This is a genomic window from Sphingobacterium sp. DR205 (genome assembly GCF_011064245.1).
GTDB classification, from domain to species: Bacteria; Bacteroidota; Bacteroidia; order Sphingobacteriales; family Sphingobacteriaceae; genus Sphingobacterium; species Sphingobacterium athyrii.
The window spans coordinates 1,067,561-1,088,252 of the sequence record NZ_CP049333.1 but is presented as its reverse complement, the minus strand read 5'-3'; the positions used below and the strand labels follow the sequence as shown (position 1 = coordinate 1,088,252).

Annotated in this window: 22 protein-coding genes; 10 read left to right on the top strand and 12 right to left on the bottom strand. The window is 40.4% G+C overall.

Annotated features, from left to right (window positions below):
- Window positions 1-4 precede the first annotated feature (4 nt).
- From frr to G6053_RS04520, 3 genes are all read left to right on the top strand, one after another.
- Window positions 5-568 carry a ribosome recycling factor gene (gene frr / locus G6053_RS04530; RefSeq protein ID WP_104384897.1) on the top strand — a complete coding sequence of 188 codons (564 nt, stop codon included), beginning with the start codon at window positions 5-7 and terminating at the stop codon, window positions 566-568.
- 244 nt (window positions 569-812) lie between these two features.
- Window positions 813-1,796: a sugar phosphate isomerase/epimerase gene (locus G6053_RS04525; protein ID WP_241254925.1), complete on the top strand. Its 984-nt coding sequence runs from the start codon at window positions 813-815 to the stop codon at window positions 1,794-1,796.
- A gap of 105 nt (window positions 1,797-1,901) precedes the next feature.
- Entirely contained in the window at window positions 1,902-3,437 is a 1,536-nt protein-coding gene (locus tag G6053_RS04520; RefSeq protein WP_108634802.1) for an IS1182 family transposase, read from the top strand.
- A 151-nt stretch (window positions 3,438-3,588) separates the two neighbouring features.
- Here G6053_RS04520 and purE read toward each other — a convergent pair whose 3' ends face one another.
- From purE to glyA, 8 genes are all read right to left on the bottom strand, one after another.
- Window positions 3,589-4,098, bottom strand: a complete 510-nt coding sequence (gene purE / locus G6053_RS04515) for a 5-(carboxyamino)imidazole ribonucleotide mutase (protein ID WP_104384899.1) — start codon at window positions 4,096-4,098, stop codon at window positions 3,589-3,591.
- A gap of 7 nt (window positions 4,099-4,105) precedes the next feature.
- Window positions 4,106-5,248, bottom strand: a complete 1,143-nt coding sequence (locus G6053_RS04510; RefSeq protein ID WP_108635902.1) for a 5-(carboxyamino)imidazole ribonucleotide synthase — start codon at window positions 5,246-5,248, stop codon at window positions 4,106-4,108.
- 32 nt (window positions 5,249-5,280) lie between these two features.
- Complete coding sequence (locus tag G6053_RS04505) at window positions 5,281-5,784, bottom strand: NADH-quinone oxidoreductase subunit B (protein ID WP_104384901.1); 504 nt, start codon at window positions 5,782-5,784, stop codon at window positions 5,281-5,283.
- Window positions 5,785-5,786: 2 nt separating this feature from the next.
- Entirely contained in the window at window positions 5,787-6,374 is a 588-nt protein-coding gene (locus tag G6053_RS04500) for an NADH-quinone oxidoreductase subunit A (RefSeq protein WP_108635903.1), read from the bottom strand.
- A gap of 126 nt (window positions 6,375-6,500) precedes the next feature.
- Window positions 6,501-7,841: a signal recognition particle protein gene (ffh, locus tag G6053_RS04495; RefSeq protein ID WP_108635904.1), complete on the bottom strand. Its 1,341-nt coding sequence runs from the start codon at window positions 7,839-7,841 to the stop codon at window positions 6,501-6,503.
- Window positions 7,842-7,975: 134 nt separating this feature from the next.
- Window positions 7,976-8,671: a zinc metallopeptidase gene (locus G6053_RS04490; RefSeq protein WP_108636104.1), complete on the bottom strand. Its 696-nt coding sequence runs from the start codon at window positions 8,669-8,671 to the stop codon at window positions 7,976-7,978.
- A gap of 229 nt (window positions 8,672-8,900) precedes the next feature.
- Window positions 8,901-9,491: a sigma-70 family RNA polymerase sigma factor gene (locus G6053_RS04485; RefSeq protein ID WP_077437828.1), complete on the bottom strand. Its 591-nt coding sequence runs from the start codon at window positions 9,489-9,491 to the stop codon at window positions 8,901-8,903.
- A gap of 570 nt (window positions 9,492-10,061) precedes the next feature.
- Window positions 10,062-11,333: a serine hydroxymethyltransferase gene (gene glyA / locus G6053_RS04480; RefSeq protein ID WP_108635905.1), complete on the bottom strand. Its 1,272-nt coding sequence runs from the start codon at window positions 11,331-11,333 to the stop codon at window positions 10,062-10,064.
- A 286-nt stretch (window positions 11,334-11,619) separates the two neighbouring features.
- Here glyA and G6053_RS04475 point away from each other — a divergent pair, with 286 nt between their 5' ends.
- Entirely contained in the window at window positions 11,620-11,970 is a 351-nt protein-coding gene (locus G6053_RS04475) for an iron-sulfur cluster assembly accessory protein (RefSeq protein WP_108635906.1), read from the top strand.
- A gap of 10 nt (window positions 11,971-11,980) precedes the next feature.
- Here the strand turns inward: G6053_RS04475 and G6053_RS04470 are convergent, their stop codons facing one another.
- Window positions 11,981-12,223, bottom strand: a complete 243-nt coding sequence (locus G6053_RS04470) for a hypothetical protein (protein WP_108635907.1) — start codon at window positions 12,221-12,223, stop codon at window positions 11,981-11,983.
- A 47-nt stretch (window positions 12,224-12,270) separates the two neighbouring features.
- Here G6053_RS04470 and ileS point away from each other — a divergent pair, with 47 nt between their 5' ends.
- The 6 genes from ileS (at window position 12,271) to G6053_RS04440 (ending at window position 19,440) form a co-directional block, all read left to right on the top strand.
- On the top strand, window positions 12,271-15,684 hold the full coding sequence (gene ileS / locus G6053_RS04465) for an isoleucine--tRNA ligase (RefSeq protein ID WP_165305664.1): 3,414 nt from the start codon (window positions 12,271-12,273) through the stop codon (window positions 15,682-15,684).
- Between the two features lie 3 nt (window positions 15,685-15,687).
- Complete coding sequence (locus G6053_RS04460; RefSeq protein WP_046674049.1) at window positions 15,688-16,074, top strand: TraR/DksA C4-type zinc finger protein; 387 nt, start codon at window positions 15,688-15,690, stop codon at window positions 16,072-16,074.
- Window positions 16,075-16,128: 54 nt separating this feature from the next.
- Window positions 16,129-16,779 (top strand): lipoprotein signal peptidase, encoded by a 651-nt coding sequence (locus tag G6053_RS04455; RefSeq protein ID WP_108635909.1) that lies wholly within the window; start codon window positions 16,129-16,131, stop codon window positions 16,777-16,779.
- A gap of 136 nt (window positions 16,780-16,915) precedes the next feature.
- Complete coding sequence (locus G6053_RS04450) at window positions 16,916-17,860, top strand: M20/M25/M40 family metallo-hydrolase (RefSeq protein ID WP_165305663.1); 945 nt, start codon at window positions 16,916-16,918, stop codon at window positions 17,858-17,860.
- A gap of 123 nt (window positions 17,861-17,983) precedes the next feature.
- Window positions 17,984-18,898, top strand: a complete 915-nt coding sequence (locus G6053_RS04445; protein WP_165305662.1) for an NAD(P)-dependent oxidoreductase — start codon at window positions 17,984-17,986, stop codon at window positions 18,896-18,898.
- Between the two features lie 14 nt (window positions 18,899-18,912).
- Window positions 18,913-19,440, top strand: coding sequence for an acyl-CoA thioesterase (locus tag G6053_RS04440; RefSeq protein WP_108636105.1), 528 nt, complete (start codon window positions 18,913-18,915; stop codon window positions 19,438-19,440).
- 109 nt (window positions 19,441-19,549) lie between these two features.
- On the opposite strand, the gene G6053_RS04435 is transcribed toward G6053_RS04440, so the two are convergent.
- The 3 genes from G6053_RS04435 to G6053_RS04425 form a co-directional block, all read right to left on the bottom strand.
- Entirely contained in the window at window positions 19,550-19,960 is a 411-nt protein-coding gene (locus tag G6053_RS04435) for an EVE domain-containing protein (protein ID WP_108635912.1), read from the bottom strand.
- 27 nt (window positions 19,961-19,987) lie between these two features.
- Complete coding sequence (gldC, locus tag G6053_RS04430; protein ID WP_088160288.1) at window positions 19,988-20,338, bottom strand: gliding motility protein GldC; 351 nt, start codon at window positions 20,336-20,338, stop codon at window positions 19,988-19,990.
- A 105-nt stretch (window positions 20,339-20,443) separates the two neighbouring features.
- A complete protein-coding gene (locus G6053_RS04425; RefSeq protein ID WP_165305661.1) occupies window positions 20,444-20,689 on the bottom strand; it encodes a hypothetical protein in 246 nt (81 codons plus the stop codon).
- Between the last annotated feature and the right edge of the window lie 3 nt (window positions 20,690-20,692).

Sequence of the window (20,692 nt, the reverse complement as noted above, 5' to 3'; positions counted from 1 at the left end):
TTATATGAACGAACTAATTTCAATTGAATTGGACGATTGTAAAGACAAGATGTCCAAAGCAGTTGCTCACACTGAGTCTGAATTAACAAAAATTCGCGCCGGTAAAGCTTCACCATCCATGTTAGATGGTATTTCAGTCGATTATTATGGTAGCGCTACTCCACTTTCGCAAGTAGCCAACATCAATACTACTGATGCACGGACAATTGTCATCCAACCTTGGGAAAAATCGCTCATCAACGCAATTGAAAAAGCTATTACGGATGCTAACCTTGGCATCAATCCTCAAAATGATGGTATCGTAATCCGCTTAAATGTCCCTCCTTTGACTGAAGAAAGAAGACGTGACCTGGTGAAAAAAGTAAAAGAAGAGACTGAAAGAGGTCGTATTGCTATCCGTAATATTCGTAAGGATACAAATGAATCCATCAAAAAACTAAAAAATGATGGCGCCTCAGAAGATGAAATCAAAACTGCTGAAGGTGAAGTCCAAAAATTGACTGATGCATACATTGTAAAAGTTGATAAGTTGGCTGAACTGAAAGAAAAAGATATCATGACTGTTTAAGTTGCTATGCTTAAACAAACGAAAGGAGGATGTTCAAAAGATTGAACATCCTCCTTTCGTTTATGGGATTCGTATCCCGGCCTCCACTCTCATTAAATATTCAGCAGGCTCGCCTTCACTTTCCCAACAGCTTCTATCTTATTTTCTGATAGTTCAATATATCCCTTCACAAAATATTCCGCGGCGTTTTATTGATATTTGACCAAAATAATTGTACATTGTACACTAACACATAATCAGTTATATGATGAACAATTCTCGCCGTCAATTTTTAAAGCAAGCTGGAATAGGTCTTTCGGCAGCTTATCTGATGCCCAACTTGATATCTTGTCAAAATAAAGCGGGCGCCGTCAGTGACAATCCCCTGCAGAACATAGGTGTACAGCTCTATTCCATACGGGATTTAATGGATAAAGATCCAAAAGGTTCTTTGGAGCAAATTGCAAAAATTGGCTTCAAACATGTTGAGCTATATGGTATTGATCCCGCCGCCAAGCAATTCTGGAAATTACCTTATAAAGAGCTAAAAAAGATTTTGGATGACAATGGCTTAAAAACCTATTCGGGTCATTATGACATGTCTAAATATCTCAGTAAATCCCATACAGATAAAGAAGATCTATCCATTTATTTTGATGCGGCAAAAGAGCTCGGTCAGGAATATGTTATTGCACCGGTTACACCGATGTTCGATATTAATGCACTTAAAAAAGACGATTATCTCTATGCCGCAGAACAACTTAATAAAGCAGGGGAAGAGGCGAAGAAACTCGGATTAAAGGTTGCATACCACAACCATTTCTGGGAATTTAGAGATCTGGGGAATAATACGATGGGGGAAGAAGTCATGTTAGCTTTCACAGAACCTGATCTGGTGGATTTTGAACTTGATCTTTTCTGGGCCGAGAAAGCCGGAAAAAATCCGATATCCATATTCGAAAAATTCCCGAATAGATTTAAACTATGGCATGTGAAGGATATGGACCGTACAAAATCCAATCCGATCGAATGGCCTAAGGACGGCAAGTTGCCGGTTGAACAGATCTTTAAAGATATCAGATATACCGAAGTTGGTACAGGAAGTATCAATTTTACCGAGATTGTCAAAGAGAAGGCTAAAGCAGGGCTGAAATATGCTTTTGTGGAGCAAGACGACATTTATATGCCAAATAAGATGGAGAGTCTTAAAAAGAGCTACGACTATGTGCAGGCAAATCTTATCAAATAAAAAGAGGTTGTCTCAAAAAGACAGCCTCTTTTTTATATTATTTCATTATGTTTAATTTGGTTCAATTAACTGATTTTCATATATTTAAAGTGTAAAAAAAGATATATGTCATCTCAAAGACCTACTTTTAAGCCTTACTATCAGGACCAGATTATGGCAATTCCTCCAACTTTGGACGAATTGGTCTCCAAAGGACATCCGGTACGTATTGTTAACGATGTGATCAACCGTATCAACATACAGGGTCTTTTGGATGCCTACAAGATAAAAGGCTGTTCCAGTTATCATCCGCAAATGCTGTTGAAGGTTCTGGTGTTTGGCTATGTAAGCAATGTCTACAGCAGTCGGAAACTGGAAACAGCCTGCCGGGAGAACATCAACTTCATGTGGCTGAGCGGCATGAGCTACCCCGATCATAATACTATCAACAGATTTCGTGGTGTCCGCTTAAAGGAAGCACTTCGCAGTGTATTTGAAGAAGTTGTTAAGCTCCTGGCCGAAGAAGGGTTGTTAAGCATAGAAGATGTCTACACCGATGGCACCAAGATAGAGGCTAATGCAAACAGATACACTTTCGTTTGGAAAAAAGCTATCCATACCAATAAGGAAAAGATGAAAGCTGCTTTAAAAGATATATGGGACTACGCCCAAAGTATCGCCAAGTCGGAGGACAACCTTCCGGATCCTCCCGATCTGACGACAATTGACAGCGAAAAAGTCCGGGCTACGGTCGATAAGCTGAACAGGGTCTTATCCGACAAAGCTTCGGTAAATAAGAAGATGAAAGCAAAGTTGCGTTATGTAACCAAAAACTATCCGGAGAAGATCGCACAATATGAAGAGCAGGAAGCTACCCTGGGAGACAGAAACAGTTATAGCAAAACAGATCCCGATGCCACCTTTATGCGGATGAAAGAGGATCATATGAAAAATGGCCAGCTCAGACCAGGATATAATATCCAGATATCCACGTCCAATCAATACATTGTCAATTATACCATACATTCCAATCCCACAGATACCAGAACATTATCCGGTCATTTGCAACAACATGAGGACAGCTTTGGAAAAACACCGGGAACCCTTACCGCGGATGCCGGTTATGGCAGTGAAGAAAACTATGCATTACTGGCAGCAAAAAATATTGAGGGCTATGTGAAATATGGTATGTTTGACAAAGGGCAGAAAAAGAGCTGTCGGGATAAGAAACCATTTTCTGCAGATAAATTACATTATAATCCTTCACAGGATTGCTATATCTGTCCAATGGGACAGGAAATGCATTGTATAGGTACATTTAACCAAAAGACCTCCGCAGGCTTCCGGCAGGAAATCAAAAAGTATCAGGCAAAAAACTGCACAAACTGCCCGTTGAATGGCGCCTGTCACAAATCACAGGGAAATAGGATCATCGGGGTGAATAAGCAACTTGAGATGTACAGGGACAGGGCATACGAATTGCTCAACAGCGATGTAGGTGTAGCCAAACGAAAACAGAGGTGCCATGATGTCGAACCTGTCTTTGCAAACATTAAACAGAACCATGGGTTCCGAAGATTTATGCTCCGGGGTAAAGAAAAAGTGTCCATAGAATGGGGATTATTGGCAATAGCGCAAAATCTAAGAAAAAAAGCGGCCTAAAAAGCTACTTTTTGTTCATTTTTCTCTTTCATATGAGTCTTTTTCCAAAATAACCAACAAACAACACACAGATCTATCTCATAGACTTTTTAAACAAAAAAACTGTCCCAAATAAATTTGAGACAGCCTCTTTTTTATTTGATTAATTTCCTTAGAATTGTGTATCCTCTACTTCAACGGCTGTTTCAATCACTTTACGCGCCAGTTCTTCCTTGAAGTCAATAATATTTTTACTGATCGTCTCATCGTGAGTTCCTAGAATCTGAGCGGCCAAAATACCTGCATTTTTTGCTGCATTTAAGGCAACTGTAGCCACTGGAATTCCGTTGGGCATCTGCAGGATGGATAAGACCGAATCCCATCCATCGATAGAATTAGAGGATTTTACAGGAACACCGATCACAGGTAAATGTGTAATTGAAGCGACCATTCCCGGTAAATGTGCTGCCCCGCCAGCTCCTGCAATAATCACCTTCAATCCGCGGGATGCCGCATCTTTCGCATAATCAAACATACGTTGTGGCGTACGGTGTGCCGAAACGATGGTAACTTCAAATTCTACTCCAAGGACTTTGAGGACATCAATGGCATCCTGCATAACTGGAAGATCTGATTTACTTCCCATGATAATGCCTACCTGGGCCTTATTATTGACTGACATAGTATTATTAAGCTTTAACTTTTAATATTTCTTGTACTTTTCTTGCATTGGAGATTGCTTTATCCCGATCATCATTGATGATACACACGTGGCCCATCTTGCGAAAAGGTTTTGTATATTTCTTGCCATACAGATGCAAATAAACTCCCTCCATCGCCAACACCTCTTCTACGCCATCATATTTTGCCAAACCTTCGTAGCCATTTTCGCCCAAAAGATTGATCATGACGGTATTTGTCCGACATCTCGTATCGCCCAATGGTAAATTGAATATTGCTCTTAAATGTTGTGCAAATTGAGAAACATAATTGCCCTCAATCGTTTGATGTCCGCTATTATGCGGGCGCGGAGCCAGTTCATTCACCAAAATATCTCCGTTTTTCGTTAGGAACATTTCCACGGCAAGTAAGCCCACGATCTGCAAATCGTCCGCAATTTTCTTTGCAATTGCTTCCGCACGCTGCTGAATTTCCACGCCATATAAGGATGGCGCGATAAGAAACTCAACCAAATTAGCTTGTGGATTAAATTCCATCTCCACCATCGGAAAGGTGGAGACATCCCCCCGATCGTTACGGGCGACAATGACAGCGATTTCCTTTTCAAAATCTACCCACTCTTCTATTAAACTCGGTTCTTCGAAAGCATCCTGAATATCCGCTTCAGTAACAATTTTCTTAACCCCTTTTCCATCATAACCATCTTTACGCAGTTTCTGAATGTAAGGTAGGCTCAGGGCAGGATTTTTTAAATTATCCTTTGTTGATATCAATTGAAACGCTGAGGTCGGGATATCATTTTGTTTAAAGAACTGTTTCTGCAACCCCTTATCTTGGATCAGGCGAATGATACGCGACTGTGGGTAAACGACTACGCCTTCCTCTTCCAGTTTCTCCAGGGCATCAACATTCACTTTTTCGATTTCGATCGTTATCAAATCCAGATCTTTCCCAAAATTATATACCGTCTCAAAATCACTCAATGAACCACATTCAAACTTATTGCACAGTTTCCGACAAGGAGCATTCTTATCAGGATCCAACACATGAACGTTTACATTGTAATTAATGGCTTCCTGGATTAACATTCTTCCGAGTTGACCACCACCAAGAATGCCTAATTGCAGTTCGCCATAAAAATCTTTTGCCATAATTGATTTTAAAATCTTATAAAATTTATCTTCTAAGCTTTTTCCTTGAACAGTTGTTCGCCTAATAAGCTTTCTTTATCTATCTTTTTTTGCAGTTCAATAAATGCACCGATAAGGGCTTCTGGCCGTGGAGGACAACCTTGAACATACACATCCACCGGGATGATCCGATCCACTCCCTTAACCACATGATAGCCGTGTTGCCAATAAGGTCCACCACAATTGGAACAGGATCCCATCGAGATCACATATTTAGGATCGGGCATCTGCTCATATAGTTTTTTTATACGGTCAGCCATTTTGAATGTAACTGTACCTGCGATTATAATGACATCAGACTGTCTCGGCGAAGGTCTTGGAAAAACGCCCATCCGATCCAGGTCATAAGTCGAGGCCATCGCGCCCATCATCTCGATCGCACAACAGGCAATGCCAAAGCTCATGGGCCACATGGACGAAAGCCTCGCCCAGTTTAACAAATCATCCAATTTGGCAACAACGACACCATTATTTTGCAGTTGACTATCTAAACTCATGCTTACTCAGGTTTTTTAAATCGAGGTTTAAAAGCGATCTTTGGAGCAGCCGCTACTTCCTGTACGACTGTATTCTCCATAGCCGCGTTTGCCGGCTCCCTATAGTCCCGCACCTGATAGGTACTATTATTCAATGTGGAATAAGCACTTTGAGGAATATTTACAGGAACCTTAGGCAAAGATACATTGGGTTTCACCCATTCCAGATCGCCTTTTTTCCATACAAAAACCAATCCCAAGATTAATATACCGATAAACATGGCCATTTCAATCAGGGTGAACCACCCCCATCGACCATCTGCGGCAATGTATTCCGATTGCCCAAATACAGTTGCCCATGGAAAAATAAAAATAAGCTCCACATCAAACAACAGGAACACCAGGGCAATGACGTAGAATCGAGGGTTAAATTGTACCCAAGAGGATCCAACAGGATCTTCACCACATTCGTAAGTACCAGATTTAATGGGATTGTTCTTTTTGGGAGAAATTAAACGTGCTAAAAAAATGGTCGCACAGACTAACAGCGCCCCTATCAGCAGAATGATAAGGATTTTGCCGTATTCCGATAATTGCGCGGGGTCATCCATAATAATTACAAATTTAACAATTATTTCGTTTACTCGAGCGAGGAACTTGAAATTACGAATTATTTATTAAAAAAATAGGGCATTGTATGCGTACAATGCCCCATAATATATAACTATACACTAAAATTACATTTTTCCTGGCATTTTAGGCATATTGCGCATCAACTTTGCGGCCATCGCCGGGTTAGACATTTGCTTCATCACCTTTCGCATATCACCAAATTGCTTCAACAATTTGTTTACTTCATTAATATCTGTTCCGGAACCTTTGGCGATACGTAAGCGACGTTTTTGATCAATTACATCCGGATTTTCACGCTCAAAAGGAGTCATCGAATCAATGATCGCTTCAATAGGTTTGAACGCATTGTCATCAACTTCAATATCTTTCATTGCCTTTCCTACGCCGGGGATCATGCCCATCAAATCTTTCATATTACCCATTTTTTTGATCTGTTGGATCTGGGATTTGAAATCATTGAAATCAAATTTATTCTTACGGATTTTCTTCTGAAGCTCAGCAGCTTGCTTTTCGTCGAACTGTTGTTGTGCACGCTCCACCAAAGATACCACGTCACCCATACCCAAAATACGGGATGCCATACGATCGGGGTAGAAAACATCCAATGCATCCATCTTCTCTCCGGTACCGATAAACTTAATTGGCTTATTGACAACGGATTTTATGGATAGCGCAGCACCACCGCGTGTATCACCATCCAATTTGGTCAATACAACACCTGTAAAATCAAGGCGATCGTTGAATGTCTTCGCTGTATTGACAGCATCCTGTCCCGTCATCGAGTCAACTACAAATAAGATCTCATCCGGTTTTGTTGCTTCCTTAACCGCAGTAATCTCCACCATCAAAGGCTCATCTATCGCCAAACGACCAGCGGTATCAATAATGACTACATTATGGCCATTGCGTTTTGCCTCTTCAACCCCCGCTTTCGCAATAGCAATCGGATCCGTTGATTCTCTATTTACATATACAGGTACACCAACTTGCTCTGCCAGCACCTCCAATTGATCAATCGCTGCCGGACGATAAACGTCACCCGCGACCAATAATGGCTTTTTGTTCTTTTTATCTTTCAGGTATAAGGCTAACTTTCCGGAAAAAGTTGTTTTACCAGCACCGTTCAGACCCGCGATCAAAATAACAGTAGGATTTTTACCAGTCTCCAGCTCGGTAACAGATCCGCCCATCAATTCTGTCAACTCATCATTCATGATTTTAGTCAACAATTGACCCGGAGAAATACTTGTTAAAACGTTCTGCCCTAAAGCTTTTTGTCTAACATCATCTGTAAAAGTTTTAGCAGTCTTGTAATTCACGTCGGCATCCAACAATGCTTTGCGAATTTCTTTCATCGTTTCAGCAACGTTGATTTCGGTAATACTGCCTTGCCCTTTTAATACCTTAAAGGCCCTATCTAGCTTATCTTGAAGATTTGAAAACATAAAATCTGAGTCTTATTCTATATAAACAGCAAAGTTAAAAAAATTGTCTGTAGTAACCTCATTAACACCCTATAAAAAATGCGACTATTAAAAATAATCGCATTTTTTATATGCTAAAGTTGTTAAATCGTTCTTTACTCGCTTCTACGCCCGCCAAATAACATAGACGCATAGTATAAAAGTGTTACCAAGGCACTCAAAGCAGCAACTACATACGTCATGGCAGCCCATTTTAACGCATCCTTGGCACCATCGTGCTCCTCGCCATTATAGGTAACTCCGGCATGATTTAACCACGCTAGCGCCCGGTTTGATGCATCGAATTCTACCGGAAGTGTGATGAACGAGAAAATTGTTGTAATAGCCAAAGCACCTACACCCACGGCCAACAACCAAGGATTACCGCCTTTGGAAAATGCAAATAACATCACACCCAGCATCAATACCCAAGAGGTCAGTTTGGAAGCCGCATTGACCATAGGCACCATTGCCGAACGGAAACCCAACCATTTGTAGGCCTTTGCATGCTGGACAGCGTGACCACATTCATGCGCCGCGACTGCCGCAGCCGCTACACTACGACCACTATACACTTCAGGACTCAGGTTTACCGTTTTATCCGATGGGTTGTAATGATCTCCCAAACGATCAGGAATGGAGATTACTTTTACGTCATAAATCCCGTTATCGTTCAGCATTTTCAGTGCGATCTCAGCACCTGACATTCCATTCCCCAATGGCATCTCCGAATACTTCTTAAATTTGTTTTTAAATCGTGTCTGGACAATTAGGCTTACCACCATTATTCCAATAAATAAAATCAAGTACATAGCTTTTATATTTTTATCGTTATTATCTTTTAATAGTTTCGATATGACTATCAAACCCTATTCCAATTCCCATAAATTGATTAAGACATGAATTTCTAAGATAATAAAAAGCGTATAACTGACAAAAAGAACAAATTCTTCTGATGCCGACATGACATTGTAGCATAAAAAAGGGGATGAAAACCTCACCCCCGTTATTGTTATTTTCTAAATTATAGTACTTTTTTCATTATCCCATCTGAAAGACCAAATCGGAGCCTTCGATCATTTTTCGCAGATTGCTCAAAGCATAGCGCATTCTTCCTAACGCAGTATTGATACTCACCTCTGTTATCTCGGCAATATCCTTAAAGCTCATATCACAAAAATGGCGCATAATCAAAACCTCTTTCTGATCATCCGGTAGTTTCTGTATCATTTTCTTTAAATCGACATCCACCTGCTGTTTCAGCATCTTAGACTCAGCGCTTTCATCACTGAACTCCAACACTTCAAAAATGTCAAAACCATCTGCATTTACAATATTGGGAGCCCGTTTGGCTTTCCTGAAAAAGTCAACGATCATATTATGCGCAATACGGATCGCCCAAGGCAAAAATTTCCCCTCTTCGTTGTATTTGCCAGATTTTAAGGTATTGATGATTTTAATGAAAGTCTCCTGGAAAATATCTTCAGCAAGATATTCGTCTTTTACTTTCATATATATAGAGGTGTAAATCTTCGATTTATATCGATTCAACAATGCCTCTAGGCCGGACTCCTGGCCACCGACATACATTTGGATCAATTCTTGATCACTCTTACTTTTCAAAAGTCTCATACGTCACTTACTTTTTAGCAGTTCGCAATTAAATTATCAGTTCTGTTGTAAAATGTAAATGTTTAGCGTATAGTGTTCCTTTCTTATTGTAAAACAATCAATTAATACTATCTCAAAGTACCGTAAAATTATTGAGTAATCAAATTTTTACATTTTATTTTAAGACTTTTTAACATTTTAAGAATTAAAAACTTCCTTCCCTTCGCAAAAAGAGCACCTGACATACTTAGGTCTGCTTCGACTTATCCGGTGAATTACGCTGACCCAAATTGACCGATAACAGGGAGCTTACAGGAACCTGGTCCAGACCTCATTGGATGAAAGCGTATCAAACCGCTGTTAACTCGCTGTTATTTTAGTATAAAACGCGTATTATCCCAAAAGCTGTCTCCATATTGCCGGCAGGAAATTATAAGCTGGTTTCGCAGTTCATACTGTCTCGAAAATAACATGTTAAAAGAAGGGAACGAACATAAGCGGAGCCGGGACTTGCAAATGTAGCTTAGACCCAAAACGAAAATAGCGGAATTACCTTGGGCAATTCCGCTATTCTATATAGGAACAATCGTCTTATTTATACAATGGAAATTCGGCCATCATGGCTTTCACCTTGCCATGGATTTTATCCAATTCAGCATCGTTCGATGCATTTTGCAATGCTTCGTCAATTAATTCTCCGATTTGAACAATTTCATTTTCTTTGATTCCACGTGTTGTGATCGCCGCAGTACCAAAACGTACACCTGAAGTCACAAAAGGAGAACGTGTATCAAAAGGAACCATATTTTTGTTGGTTGTGATACCCGCTTTACCCAATACCGCTTCTGCTTCTTTACCAGAAATATCTTTGTTTCGTAGATCCACTAACATCAAGTGGTTATCCGTACCGCCAGAGATAATCTTATAATCTTTCTCAACGAAGAACTGTGCCAATGCCGCTGCATTTTTCTTCACCTGAACAATGTACTCCATGTATTCGTCAGATAAAGCTTCGCCGTAAGCAATTGCTTTTGCAGCAATTGTATGTTCCAAAGGACCGCCTTGTGTGCCTGGAAAAACAGCTAAATCCAACAACTGTGTGATTGTACGGGTTTCGCCTTTAGGTGTTTTGATACCCCAAGTGTTTTCAAAGTCCTTACCAACCATAATCATACCACCACGTGGACCACGTAGTGTTTTATGTGTCGTTGTAGTAACGATATGACAATGTGGAAGTGGATCATTCAATAAACCACGAGCGATCAAACCTGCAGGATGAGAAATATCAGCCAAAACAATCGCACCGATTTCATCAGCAACTTTACGGATGCGTGCATAGTCCCAGTCACGGGAATAAGCTGAAGCACCGCAGATAATCATTTTTGGTTTTTCACGAAGTGCCGTTTCTTCCAACTGTTCGTAATCAATCAGACCTGTATCTTCTTTTACACCGTAAAATAATGGTTGATAGATCTTACCAGAAAGGTTTGCCGGTGATCCGTGAGTCAAGTGTCCACCATGAGATAAATCAAGACCTAAAATTTTGTCTCCAGGTTTGATTGTCGCCAAAAAAACAGCCGCATTTGCCTGTGCTCCAGAGTGAGGTTGAACATTTACCCATTCTGCGCCAAATAATTGCTTTGCACGATCAATTGCGATGGTTTCAATTTCATCCACAACTTCACAACCTCCATAGTAACGTTTTCCTGGGAGGCCTTCTGCATATTTATTTGTCAACACTGAACCAGCAGCTTCCATCACTTGTTTTGAAACAAAGTTTTCCGAAGCAATTAATTCAATACCTTCTTCTTGGCGTTTCAGCTCATCAGCTATTAAATTAAAAATGGCTTGATCTCTTTCCATTGTTTTTAAATGTTGTAAAGTAAATTTTGTTTTTATTTTAATGCCTCAAAGATAGCATATTCCATAAAGAATATCGACAAAAAGCCATATTTTATTAAATGTTCTTAGAAAAATAGGCTTATTTATGCGAATTAGCTAATTAACAAGGTATCCTTTTAACTCCTATTTGGAGCCCCCCCAATCCAATAAAAATTGAATGTTTTGTAAATGTCAAAAAATCTACGGCGGGCGATTTGCAATTAAAAATATGTATTTTTGTTAAAGAATTGGCTAAAACATTATCAAAATGAGCACAGAACATACAGCAATTGCTCCCGTTACCTTAACTCAAGGGGCAATCAAGGAACTCAATAAATTAAAGGATCAGCAAGAAATCTCTGATGATTTTGGTTTACGTGTCGGTGTAGAAGGTGGTGGTTGTTCAGGTATGAGTTATATCCTTGGTTTTGACCAGAAAAAAGATGGAGACAGCGAGTACGAAATTGAAGGAATCCGCATTTTTATGAACAAAGCACATGGCTTATATCTTGCAGGCATGGAAATTGACTTCAAATCAGGACTTGACGCAAGAGGTTTTACTTTCAATAATCCAAATGCAAGTAGCACTTGTGGTTGTGGAAGCAGTTTTTCAGCATAAAGTTGAAATTTTACACATATTCCAACAGAAAGGGGACTGCAATGCGCAATCCCTTTTTTGTTTCATGCTGATTCCAGCAGCTCGAATAGCTCATTGTCCAACATAACTCCCGTGCTTTTCTAGCTTTCATTTCGAGTTTGAGTACTCCTATCCGTACAATCCTTCCGTTTTGATAGTACCGTGAATTTTCAAAAATAGGAACTGCACATTTAATGATATTACAGCTACAATGCCCTCTTTCTTTTTCCATCATAATTCACTAAATTAGCGACCTTTAGAAAAGAAGCATACAACAGTCTGATGTACAAAGAATATAAGCAGTTAAATTTACCGGAGATCGGTAAAGAGATTTTGACCCGTTGGGAACAGGAAAAAATATTCGAAAAAAGTATCAATAATCGTCCTGAGAGCAAATCATATACATTTTTTGAAGGACCACCTTCTGCAAATGGAATGCCTGGGATCCATCACGTGATGGCGCGTACGATTAAGGATATTTTCTGTCGCTACAAGACATTGAAAGGCTACCGCGTAAAACGTAAAGGAGGCTGGGATACCCATGGTCTTCCAATTGAGCTTGCTGTCGAAAAAGCGCTTGGTATTACAAAAGAAGATATCGGCAAAAAGATTACCGTCGAAGAATATAATGAAGCTTGCCGCAAGGAGGTAATGAAGTATACAGATGTCTGGAATGACCTAACCAACAAAATGGGTTATTGGGTTGACCTTGAGCATCCTTACATTACCTATAAAAACGAATACATCGAAACACTATGGTATTTGTTAAAAGAACTTTACAAAAAGGGTTTATTATACAAAGGCTACACCATTCAACCGTATTCGCCTGCTGCAGGCACCGGATTGAGTTCACATGAGCTTAATCAACCGGGTACGTACAAAGATGTCAAGGATACGACCATTGTTGCTGAATTCCGATTGATCAAGAGCCAGCTGCATCCGGCAATCGAAAAACTGGTTGATGATGAAGCCGAGGATGTTGCGTTCATCGCCTGGACAACCACCCCCTGGACATTACCTTCCAATACAGCCCTGGTAGTCGGCAAGAAAATAAACTATGTGAAGATCCGTACATTTAACAAGTATACGGGAGCACCTGTCTCTGTTGTATTGGCAAAAGATCTGATCAGCAAACATTTTAAAGCTGAAGGTGAAAATGCATCTTTTCAAGACTACAAATTGGGTGATAAAGTAATCCCTTGGGAACTTGCCGCAGAATTTGTCGGCGAGGAACTCGTTGGCTTACGTTACGAGCAATTGTTGCCCTATATCACCAATGAAGATTTACAGGAAAATGCCTTCCGTGTAATCCCCGGTGACTTCGTGACAACTGAAGACGGTACGGGTATCGTACATGCTGCGCCTACTTATGGTGCGGATGACTTTCGGGTAGCGAAAGAAAACGGTGTACCGGGCATTCTGGTGAAAGACGAAAATGGAAAAGATGTTCCTACAGTAGACCGTACGGGCCGTTTCGTCAATGAAATCACGGATTTTGCTGGACGATTTGTAAAAGAAGAATACTACAGTGCCGAAGAACGGGCAAAAGAGGACTTCAAACCTACTGATGTCTTGATCTCCATCAAATTAAAAGAGGATAATAAAGCATTTGACGTTAAAAAATACGAGCACACCTACCCACACTGCTGGCGTACAGACAAACCGGTTTTATACTATCCATTGGATAGCTGGTTTATCCGTACAACTGCGGTAAAAGAAGATTTGGTTGCTTTAAATAAAACAATCAACTGGAAACCTGAAGCTACCGGTACGGGGCGCTTTGGAAACTGGCTGGAAAACCTAGTGGACTGGAACCTTTCACGCTCACGCTACTGGGGGACTCCACTTCCTATCTGGCGTTCGGAAGATGAGAATGAAGAAGTATGTATCGGTTCATTACCAGAGTTAAAATCGCTATTGGAAGCCTCCCTGAGGTCGGACGTTTTATCCGCAGATGAGAAAGCGAAAAATCAGGCTTACCTGGATAAATTTGACACGGAACAATTGGACTTACACCGACCTTATGTCGATGATATTGTGCTTGTTTCTGATGCCGGTCAAAAATTATTCCGTGAACCGGACTTAATTGACGTATGGTTTGATTCCGGTGCAATGCCTTATGCCCAATGGGGACTGGATCATGAGAAGTTGGCAAAAGGTGAAGAGTTTCCATTTAAAGACGGATTCAATCATGCGTATCCGGCAGATTTCATTGCGGAGGGTGTTGACCAGACTCGTGGATGGTTCTTTACGCTACATGCGATCTCCACGATGATGTATAAATCGGTTTCTTTTAAAAACGTGGTTTCCAACGGTCTGGTATTGGATAAGAACGGGAATAAGATGTCCAAACGTTTAGGTAACGGCGTTGATCCATTTTCAATGATAGATCAATATAGTGCCGATGCTACTCGTTGGTATATGATCAGTAATGCAGCTCCTTGGGACAACTTAAAGTTCAACATGGAGGGATTGGATGAGGTCCGTCGTAAATTCTTCGGTACGCTATACAATACCTATGCATTTTTTGCACTTTATGCCAATATTGACAAGTTCTCCTACGCAGAACCAGATATTGCATTGGAAAACCGTCCTGAAATCGATCGTTGGATTATCTCATTACTCAATTCACTAACGAAAGAAGTGGATGAATATCTAGCGGATTACGAACCGACAAAAGCGGCTCGTGCAATCCAAAATTTTGTGGACGAGCACCTGAGTAACTGGTACGTTCGTTTGTGCCGCCGTCGCTTCTGGAAGGGAGAATATACAGAAGATAAAATTTCTGCCTATCAGACATTGTATACTTGCTTGGATACCATCGCGAAATTAATGTCACCGATATCACCATTTTTCTCGGATAGACTGTTCCTGGATTTGAATACTGCAACAAATAAAGAGCAAGTTGATTCTGTACACTTGGCGAACTTCCCGGTATACAATGAAAACTTAGTGGACAAAGATCTGGAAGAACGTATGGCCCTGGCACAAGACATCTCCTCGTTGACGCTGTCATTGCGTAAAAAAACGTCGATCAATGTGCGTCAGCCATTAAACAAAATCCTTGTTCCGGTATTGGACAGTGCTTTCCGGGAGAAAGTGGAGAAAGTAAAAGATTTGATACTTTCTGAAACTAATATCAAAGATATTGAGTTCATTACGGATACAACAGGTATTATCAAGAAAAAAATAAAACCAAACTTTAAAGCTCTTGGCGCGAAAGTTGGTAAGGATATGAAGTTAGTCTCTTCAGCTATCCAATCGTTGACTATAGATCAAATCAGCACGCTGGAATCAACTGGTGAATTGGCCTTAACAGGTACGCCATATACTATTCTATTGAGCGATGTCGAAATTATAGCAGAGGATGTGGAAGGATGGCAGGTTGCTAATTTGGGTAAATTAACCGTCGCATTAGATGTCCATATCACCGAAGAATTGAAGAAAGAAGGACTATCAAGAGAATTGATCAACCGTCTACAAAATTTGCGGAAAGAAAAAGGACTTGAAGTAACGGATAGAATTAACGTAAAGTTAACAGTTTCACCAGAGGTGGTCGATGCTGCGAAAGAAAATTTATCTTATATTTGCACCGAAATTCTAGCCGATTCATTGGTATTTGAAGATTCACTAACTGAAGGAGAACTCATCGAGATCGATGGCAAAGAACTTAAGGCATTAATCCAAAAAAATTAAATTATGGCAAACAACAACGAGAAAACACGCTATAGCGATTCAGAATTACAAGAATTCAAAGATATTATCTTGGACAAGCTTAGAATAGCAAAAGAAGAGCTTTCCTCGTTGACAGCAACGCTTAATAACAGCAATGCGAATGGTACAGACGATACTGCGGGTACTTACAAGACCTTAGAGGATGGTTCTGCAACGTTGGAGAAAGAGCAAACCAACCAATTGGCTGCGCGTCAAAAGAAGTTTATCGACAACCTTGAAGCAGCGTTGGTGCGCATCGAGAACAAAACGTATGGTATCTGTAGAGAAACCGGAAAACTGATTCAAAAAGAACGTTTGAAAGCTGTTCCGCATACGACGTTGAGCATCGAAGCGAAAAACAAACAATATTAATTTTAAGCAAAAATATATGGTCTTTGCTCCGGCAAAGACCATTTTTATAGCACAATGAAGGGGTATACGAAACCAGTCGCACTAATTGTCGCGATTCTTTTAATAGACCAATTGTCAAAAATATGGGTTAAGCTCTCTATGACAATTGGACAAAGTCATCACATATTAGGCAAATTCTTCCAGATCCATTTTATTGAAAATAACGGAATGGCTTATGGAATGGAATTTGGTGGCGATTACGGGAAATTGTTCCTGACCGTGTTTCGGATACTGGCCGTCGCTGGTATTGGCTATGGTCTACACTACATGATTAAGAATAAATACAACCGTGGTTTTATATTAAATGTAGCCTTGATTCTCGCCGGTGCTTTGGGCAATATCATTGATTCGGCATTCTATGGGGTGATCTTCAGTGAGAGCACCTTTTACGACAAAGCATCCTTATTTCCAGCTGCCGGAGGGTATTCATCCTTCTTGCATGGAAAAGTCGTCGATATGCTTTATTTCCCATTAATCGAAGGAACTTTCCCTACCTGGGTACCTTTTTGGGGTGGCGAAGATTTTCTATTCTTCAGGCCAGTTTTTAATATCGCTGATTCGGCAATCTCAGTAGGTGTTGTGTTAATATTACTATTCCAAAAACGGTATTTTAAAACGGAAAAAGAGGAAAAATCTAGTATCCATAGCGAAATCGTTGAAGATTAACGAAATATATTACAAAAGCCTTGTTAATCACAAGGCTTTTCTTTTAAAAAGTTAAAAATAAAATGGGGATCATAATCCGGTTATCAAGTAACCTAGTCATGTAGGTTATGGCGAATCTCCACACTAAAGATTAAAAATGAAAAACATAAACTTATTCCTAATCGTCTGCTTACTTTTTGTGACAAAATACGCGCAAGCACAGCAAATTGAAATTCCAAAGCTAAAAAAACATATCTACTACCTGGCAGATGACAAGATGAAAGGTAGAGGAACGGGTAGCAAAGAAGTATTCAAAGCAGCAAACTATATCGAAAAAGAATTCAAAAAATATAAATTACAGCCCAAAGGTGAACATGGTTACCGTCAGTCTTTCAAAGCCAAAGTATGGAAAGTGAAAGTAGCCGACAGTATCCGTGATGCAGACAACATTATCGGCTTTGTTGATAATGGAGCAGCCCTGACAGTGGTGATAGGTGCTCATTACGATCATTTGGGTACAGGCCACCAAGGTAGTTCAAAAGATTCCTTAGGTGTGGGAAAAATCCACAATGGTGCTGATGATAATGCTTCCGGTACCGCCGGTTTATTGGAACTTGCCCGTTATTTTAGTACCAACAAGGAAAAAGAACCTTACAATCTATTATTTATAGCCTTTGGCGCTGAGGAGCTGGGATTAGTAGGTTCCAAATATTTTACGGAGCACCCCACCCTACCGCTTGAAAAAATCACCGCCATGCTCAATATGGATATGATCGGCCGCTATAATTCTGACAATGGACTTGCCGTCATCGGATACGGCACAAGCAGCCAATGGCCAACGATTTTCAAAGATATCCAGGCGCCAATAAAATTTAACCTGAGCAAGGATGGTAACGGCGGATCCGATCAGACTTCCTTTTATAAAAAGAATATTCCGGTATTATTTTTCCATACCGGTGGGCATCCAGACTACCACATGCCTACCGATGATGCAGACAAAATTGATTACAAGGCATTGAAATCTATTCTTGACCTGGAAAAATCGGTGATTGAAAATGTGATGAAACAGTCCGATAAAATGGATTTTATCTGGACGAACTAAATATATAAAATCCCGCTTGTTTTTTTAGAATCCCGGCTTAGTCCCGGAAACAACTTGATCGGGATGAATGATACAGTGTAAGTCCCTATTGAACTAAAAGACGGATAAAAAATAACTATACGGATGAAAAAAATTCTTGTCACAGGATCCAACGGCTTTTTGGGTCAAAAGGTCGTAGACCTACTTGCCGGAGATGACCGCTATGAAGTTACAGCCATTTCAAAAGGCTCAAACAGAAATCCAAATCAAGCTGGATATGTATTTGAGCAGATTGATTTACTGGATCATACAAAACTGACGGATTTTTTATCCAGTCATAGCTTTGATACGATTGTACATACTGCAGCGATGACCAGTGTCGAAGCATGTGAGGCCGATAAGGCGGCCTGCCAGCTGATCAATGTAGATCTGGTACAAACCTTGGCGAGCTACTGCGAAAAAAATCAGGCACAGTTGGTTCATCTCTCCACCGATTTCGTATTCGATGGCAAAAAAGGTAGTCCCTATCATGAACAGGATTTACCAAATCCCCAAAGTGAATATGGGAAAAGTAAACATGCCTCGGAGCAAGTGCTCGCACAGTCTTCCTGCAAGTATGCCATTTTACGTACAATTTTAGTCTATGGCATAAATGCTGACCCAAACCGCTCCAATTTAGTGCTATGGGCAAAGGGAAAGCTTATACAAAAAGAAGCGATAAAAGTAGTCAATGACCAATGGAGAATGCCTACATTTGTAGATGATTTAGCGTATGCTTGTCAATTGGCCATTGAACGAGACGCTCAGGGGATATTCCATATCTCCGGGGCCGAATTGATGTCCATCAATGAAGCGGTTTATGCAATTGCAGATTATTGGCAACTGGACAAATCATTGATCTCGGAAATCAGTGCAGCAAGTATCGGACAAGCGGACAACAGGCCGCGTCTGACAGGTTTTGATCTCAGTAAATCCAAAAACGAACTGGGCTATGTACCGACGTCATTTGTGGAGTCCTTGGCAATAATTGATAGGCAATCTAAGGAACTTGGAAGATAATGACAAAAAATAATATGATAGAGAAATTTGCGAGAGAGTCATACACGGAGATGAATGAATTGGTCCTTCCGAATGATACCAATACGTTTGGAAATCTCATGGGCGGCCGTTTATTATATTGGATGGATATCTGTTCGGCTATTGCTGCACAGAAGCATTGTAGCAATGTGGTCGTTACGGTATCTGTAGATAATGTATCTTTTAAGCGTTCGATCAAACTGGGTGAAGTGGTCACCATACAGGCACAAGTCACCCGTGCATTTAACAGTTCGTTAGAGGTACGCATGGAAATTTTTGCATCAAATTTGCCGGAGGGCACTCGCGTAAAAACCAATGAAGCGTATTATACTTTTGTTGCCGTTGATGCCGACAATAACCCTAAAACTGTGCCGGTATTGATTCCTGAAACAGAATCAGAACACAAAGCTTATGAAGATGCATTGCAACGCAGAGAGCTTCGCCTTATTCTCGCGGGAAAGCTAAAACCCGAAAATGCAAAAAAACTAAAAGCATTGGTCAGTCTGTTCAGCCAGAAAAACTAATACAGGACTGATACATTGCTATAAAAGAAAGCGAGTACATGTCGACATGTACTCGCTTTCTTTTTATTGGCTGCAAAAAATATGATTCTGCACCTTTTATTTCGAATGGTTACTCCCCATTGCCTAAAGCTAAGATCCGGTCGAATTCCTCAGGCTTTAGCGGCATCACCGATAGACGGCCCTGTCTCACCAAAGCGATATCCTGTAATTGCTCATCTGCTTTGATGGTCTCCAGCGTAACAGACTTCTTCAGTGTTTCAACAGGAGCCAAGTCTACGACAACCCAGCGTTCATCATCGGTTGTTGGGTCCTGATAAAATTCTTTCACTACCTTCGCGACACCAACGACATCCTTTCCCTCGTTGCTATGATAGAAAAGGACCAAATCGCCTTCCTTCATCGCTTTCATGTTATTCCTAGCCTGGTAATTGCGAACACCATCCCAAAACGTCCGTCCATCTTTATTAAATTGCTCCCAACTATATTTAAATGGTTCAGATTTCACTAAGAAATATTGCATAATCAACTGTTTGTTAAGCGTTAAAAACTATTGTTGTGGCATTAATACTTCCATTTTGTCCGCGAAATGCGCACAGTAATCGCGCAAGTCACCAATAACCTTCTCGGCCATGGGATCTCCGCCCGAGGAACGGATAAAGGAGTCGCCCAACGTTTGTAAAGTTTCGTAAAAAAAACGCTTCATCTCATCGTACGGCATGTCTTTTGTCCAAAGGTCGATACGCATTGAATTTTTATAATGTGAATCCCATAGGGCTAAAAACATCGCTTTCGCGGGTAATTCTTCCGCATTATTTCCATCTGTGGACGACCACATGATGTTTTCAGGAACATTGTTTTCGTCAAGCTCTACTTGTAATTTTATTTCTGCTTTTTTCATTTTAGTATTGAGTATTGAGAAAGGCGTATCAAGTATTGAGATTTTACCTCAACCAGCCCACGGCTTCCGCACCATCTCCGTTTTTTAAATTTCCTTTTTTATTTATCAACTGACTGTTACCTTTATGATCAAACTTACTACACAGACTAGGACCAAAAATGCCAGTTGCAACAGCCACATTTTCTTATTTTCTTTAATGAGTACTCTAAACAAAATATCTACCACTGTCAGTAGTACCATCAACGCGATAAACGCTCCCCATGTAAAGAGTGCCTTTTCGTCATTGGGATTTTCCATGACAAACCAAGCGACCAAACATGCACTAGCAATATTTAATGGGGTAAACCGCATGTT

Coding starts and splice junctions, on each gene's coding strand:
- gldC (WP_088160288.1), bottom strand. CDS start 20,338: ATGAAAAAAGCAGAAATAAAATTACAAGTAGAGCTTGACGAAAACAAT.
- G6053_RS04440 (WP_108636105.1), top strand. CDS start 18,913: ATGATAGAGAAATTTGCGAGAGAGTCATACACGGAGATGAATGAATTG.
- G6053_RS04500 (WP_108635903.1), bottom strand. CDS start 6,374: ATGGATGACCCCGCGCAATTATCGGAATACGGCAAAATCCTTATCATT.
- G6053_RS04490 (WP_108636104.1), bottom strand. CDS start 8,671: ATGTACTTGATTTTATTTATTGGAATAATGGTGGTAAGCCTAATTGTC.
- G6053_RS04510 (WP_108635902.1), bottom strand. CDS start 5,248: ATGGCAAAAGATTTTTATGGCGAACTGCAATTAGGCATTCTTGGTGGT.
- glyA (WP_108635905.1), bottom strand. CDS start 11,333: ATGGAAAGAGATCAAGCCATTTTTAATTTAATAGCTGATGAGCTGAAA.
- G6053_RS04435 (WP_108635912.1), bottom strand. CDS start 19,960: ATGCAATATTTCTTAGTGAAATCTGAACCATTTAAATATAGTTGGGAG.
- G6053_RS04445 (WP_165305662.1), top strand. CDS start 17,984: ATGAAAAAAATTCTTGTCACAGGATCCAACGGCTTTTTGGGTCAAAAG.
- ffh (WP_108635904.1), bottom strand. CDS start 7,841: ATGTTTTCAAATCTTCAAGATAAGCTAGATAGGGCCTTTAAGGTATTA.
- G6053_RS04455 (WP_108635909.1), top strand. CDS start 16,129: ATGAAGGGGTATACGAAACCAGTCGCACTAATTGTCGCGATTCTTTTA.
- ileS (WP_165305664.1), top strand. CDS start 12,271: ATGTACAAAGAATATAAGCAGTTAAATTTACCGGAGATCGGTAAAGAG.
- G6053_RS04520 (WP_108634802.1), top strand. CDS start 1,902: ATGTCATCTCAAAGACCTACTTTTAAGCCTTACTATCAGGACCAGATT.
- G6053_RS04505 (WP_104384901.1), bottom strand. CDS start 5,784: ATGAGTTTAGATAGTCAACTGCAAAATAATGGTGTCGTTGTTGCCAAA.
- purE (WP_104384899.1), bottom strand. CDS start 4,098: ATGTCAGTCAATAATAAGGCCCAGGTAGGCATTATCATGGGAAGTAAA.
- frr (WP_104384897.1), top strand. CDS start 5: ATGAACGAACTAATTTCAATTGAATTGGACGATTGTAAAGACAAGATG.
- G6053_RS04460 (WP_046674049.1), top strand. CDS start 15,688: ATGGCAAACAACAACGAGAAAACACGCTATAGCGATTCAGAATTACAA.
- G6053_RS04450 (WP_165305663.1), top strand. CDS start 16,916: ATGAAAAACATAAACTTATTCCTAATCGTCTGCTTACTTTTTGTGACA.
- G6053_RS04470 (WP_108635907.1), bottom strand. CDS start 12,223: ATGATGGAAAAAGAAAGAGGGCATTGTAGCTGTAATATCATTAAATGT.
- G6053_RS04485 (WP_077437828.1), bottom strand. CDS start 9,491: ATGAGACTTTTGAAAAGTAAGAGTGATCAAGAATTGATCCAAATGTAT.
- G6053_RS04425 (WP_165305661.1), bottom strand. CDS start 20,689: ATGCGGTTTACCCCATTAAATATTGCTAGTGCATGTTTGGTCGCTTGG.
- G6053_RS04525 (WP_241254925.1), top strand. CDS start 813: ATGATGAACAATTCTCGCCGTCAATTTTTAAAGCAAGCTGGAATAGGT.
- G6053_RS04475 (WP_108635906.1), top strand. CDS start 11,620: ATGAGCACAGAACATACAGCAATTGCTCCCGTTACCTTAACTCAAGGG.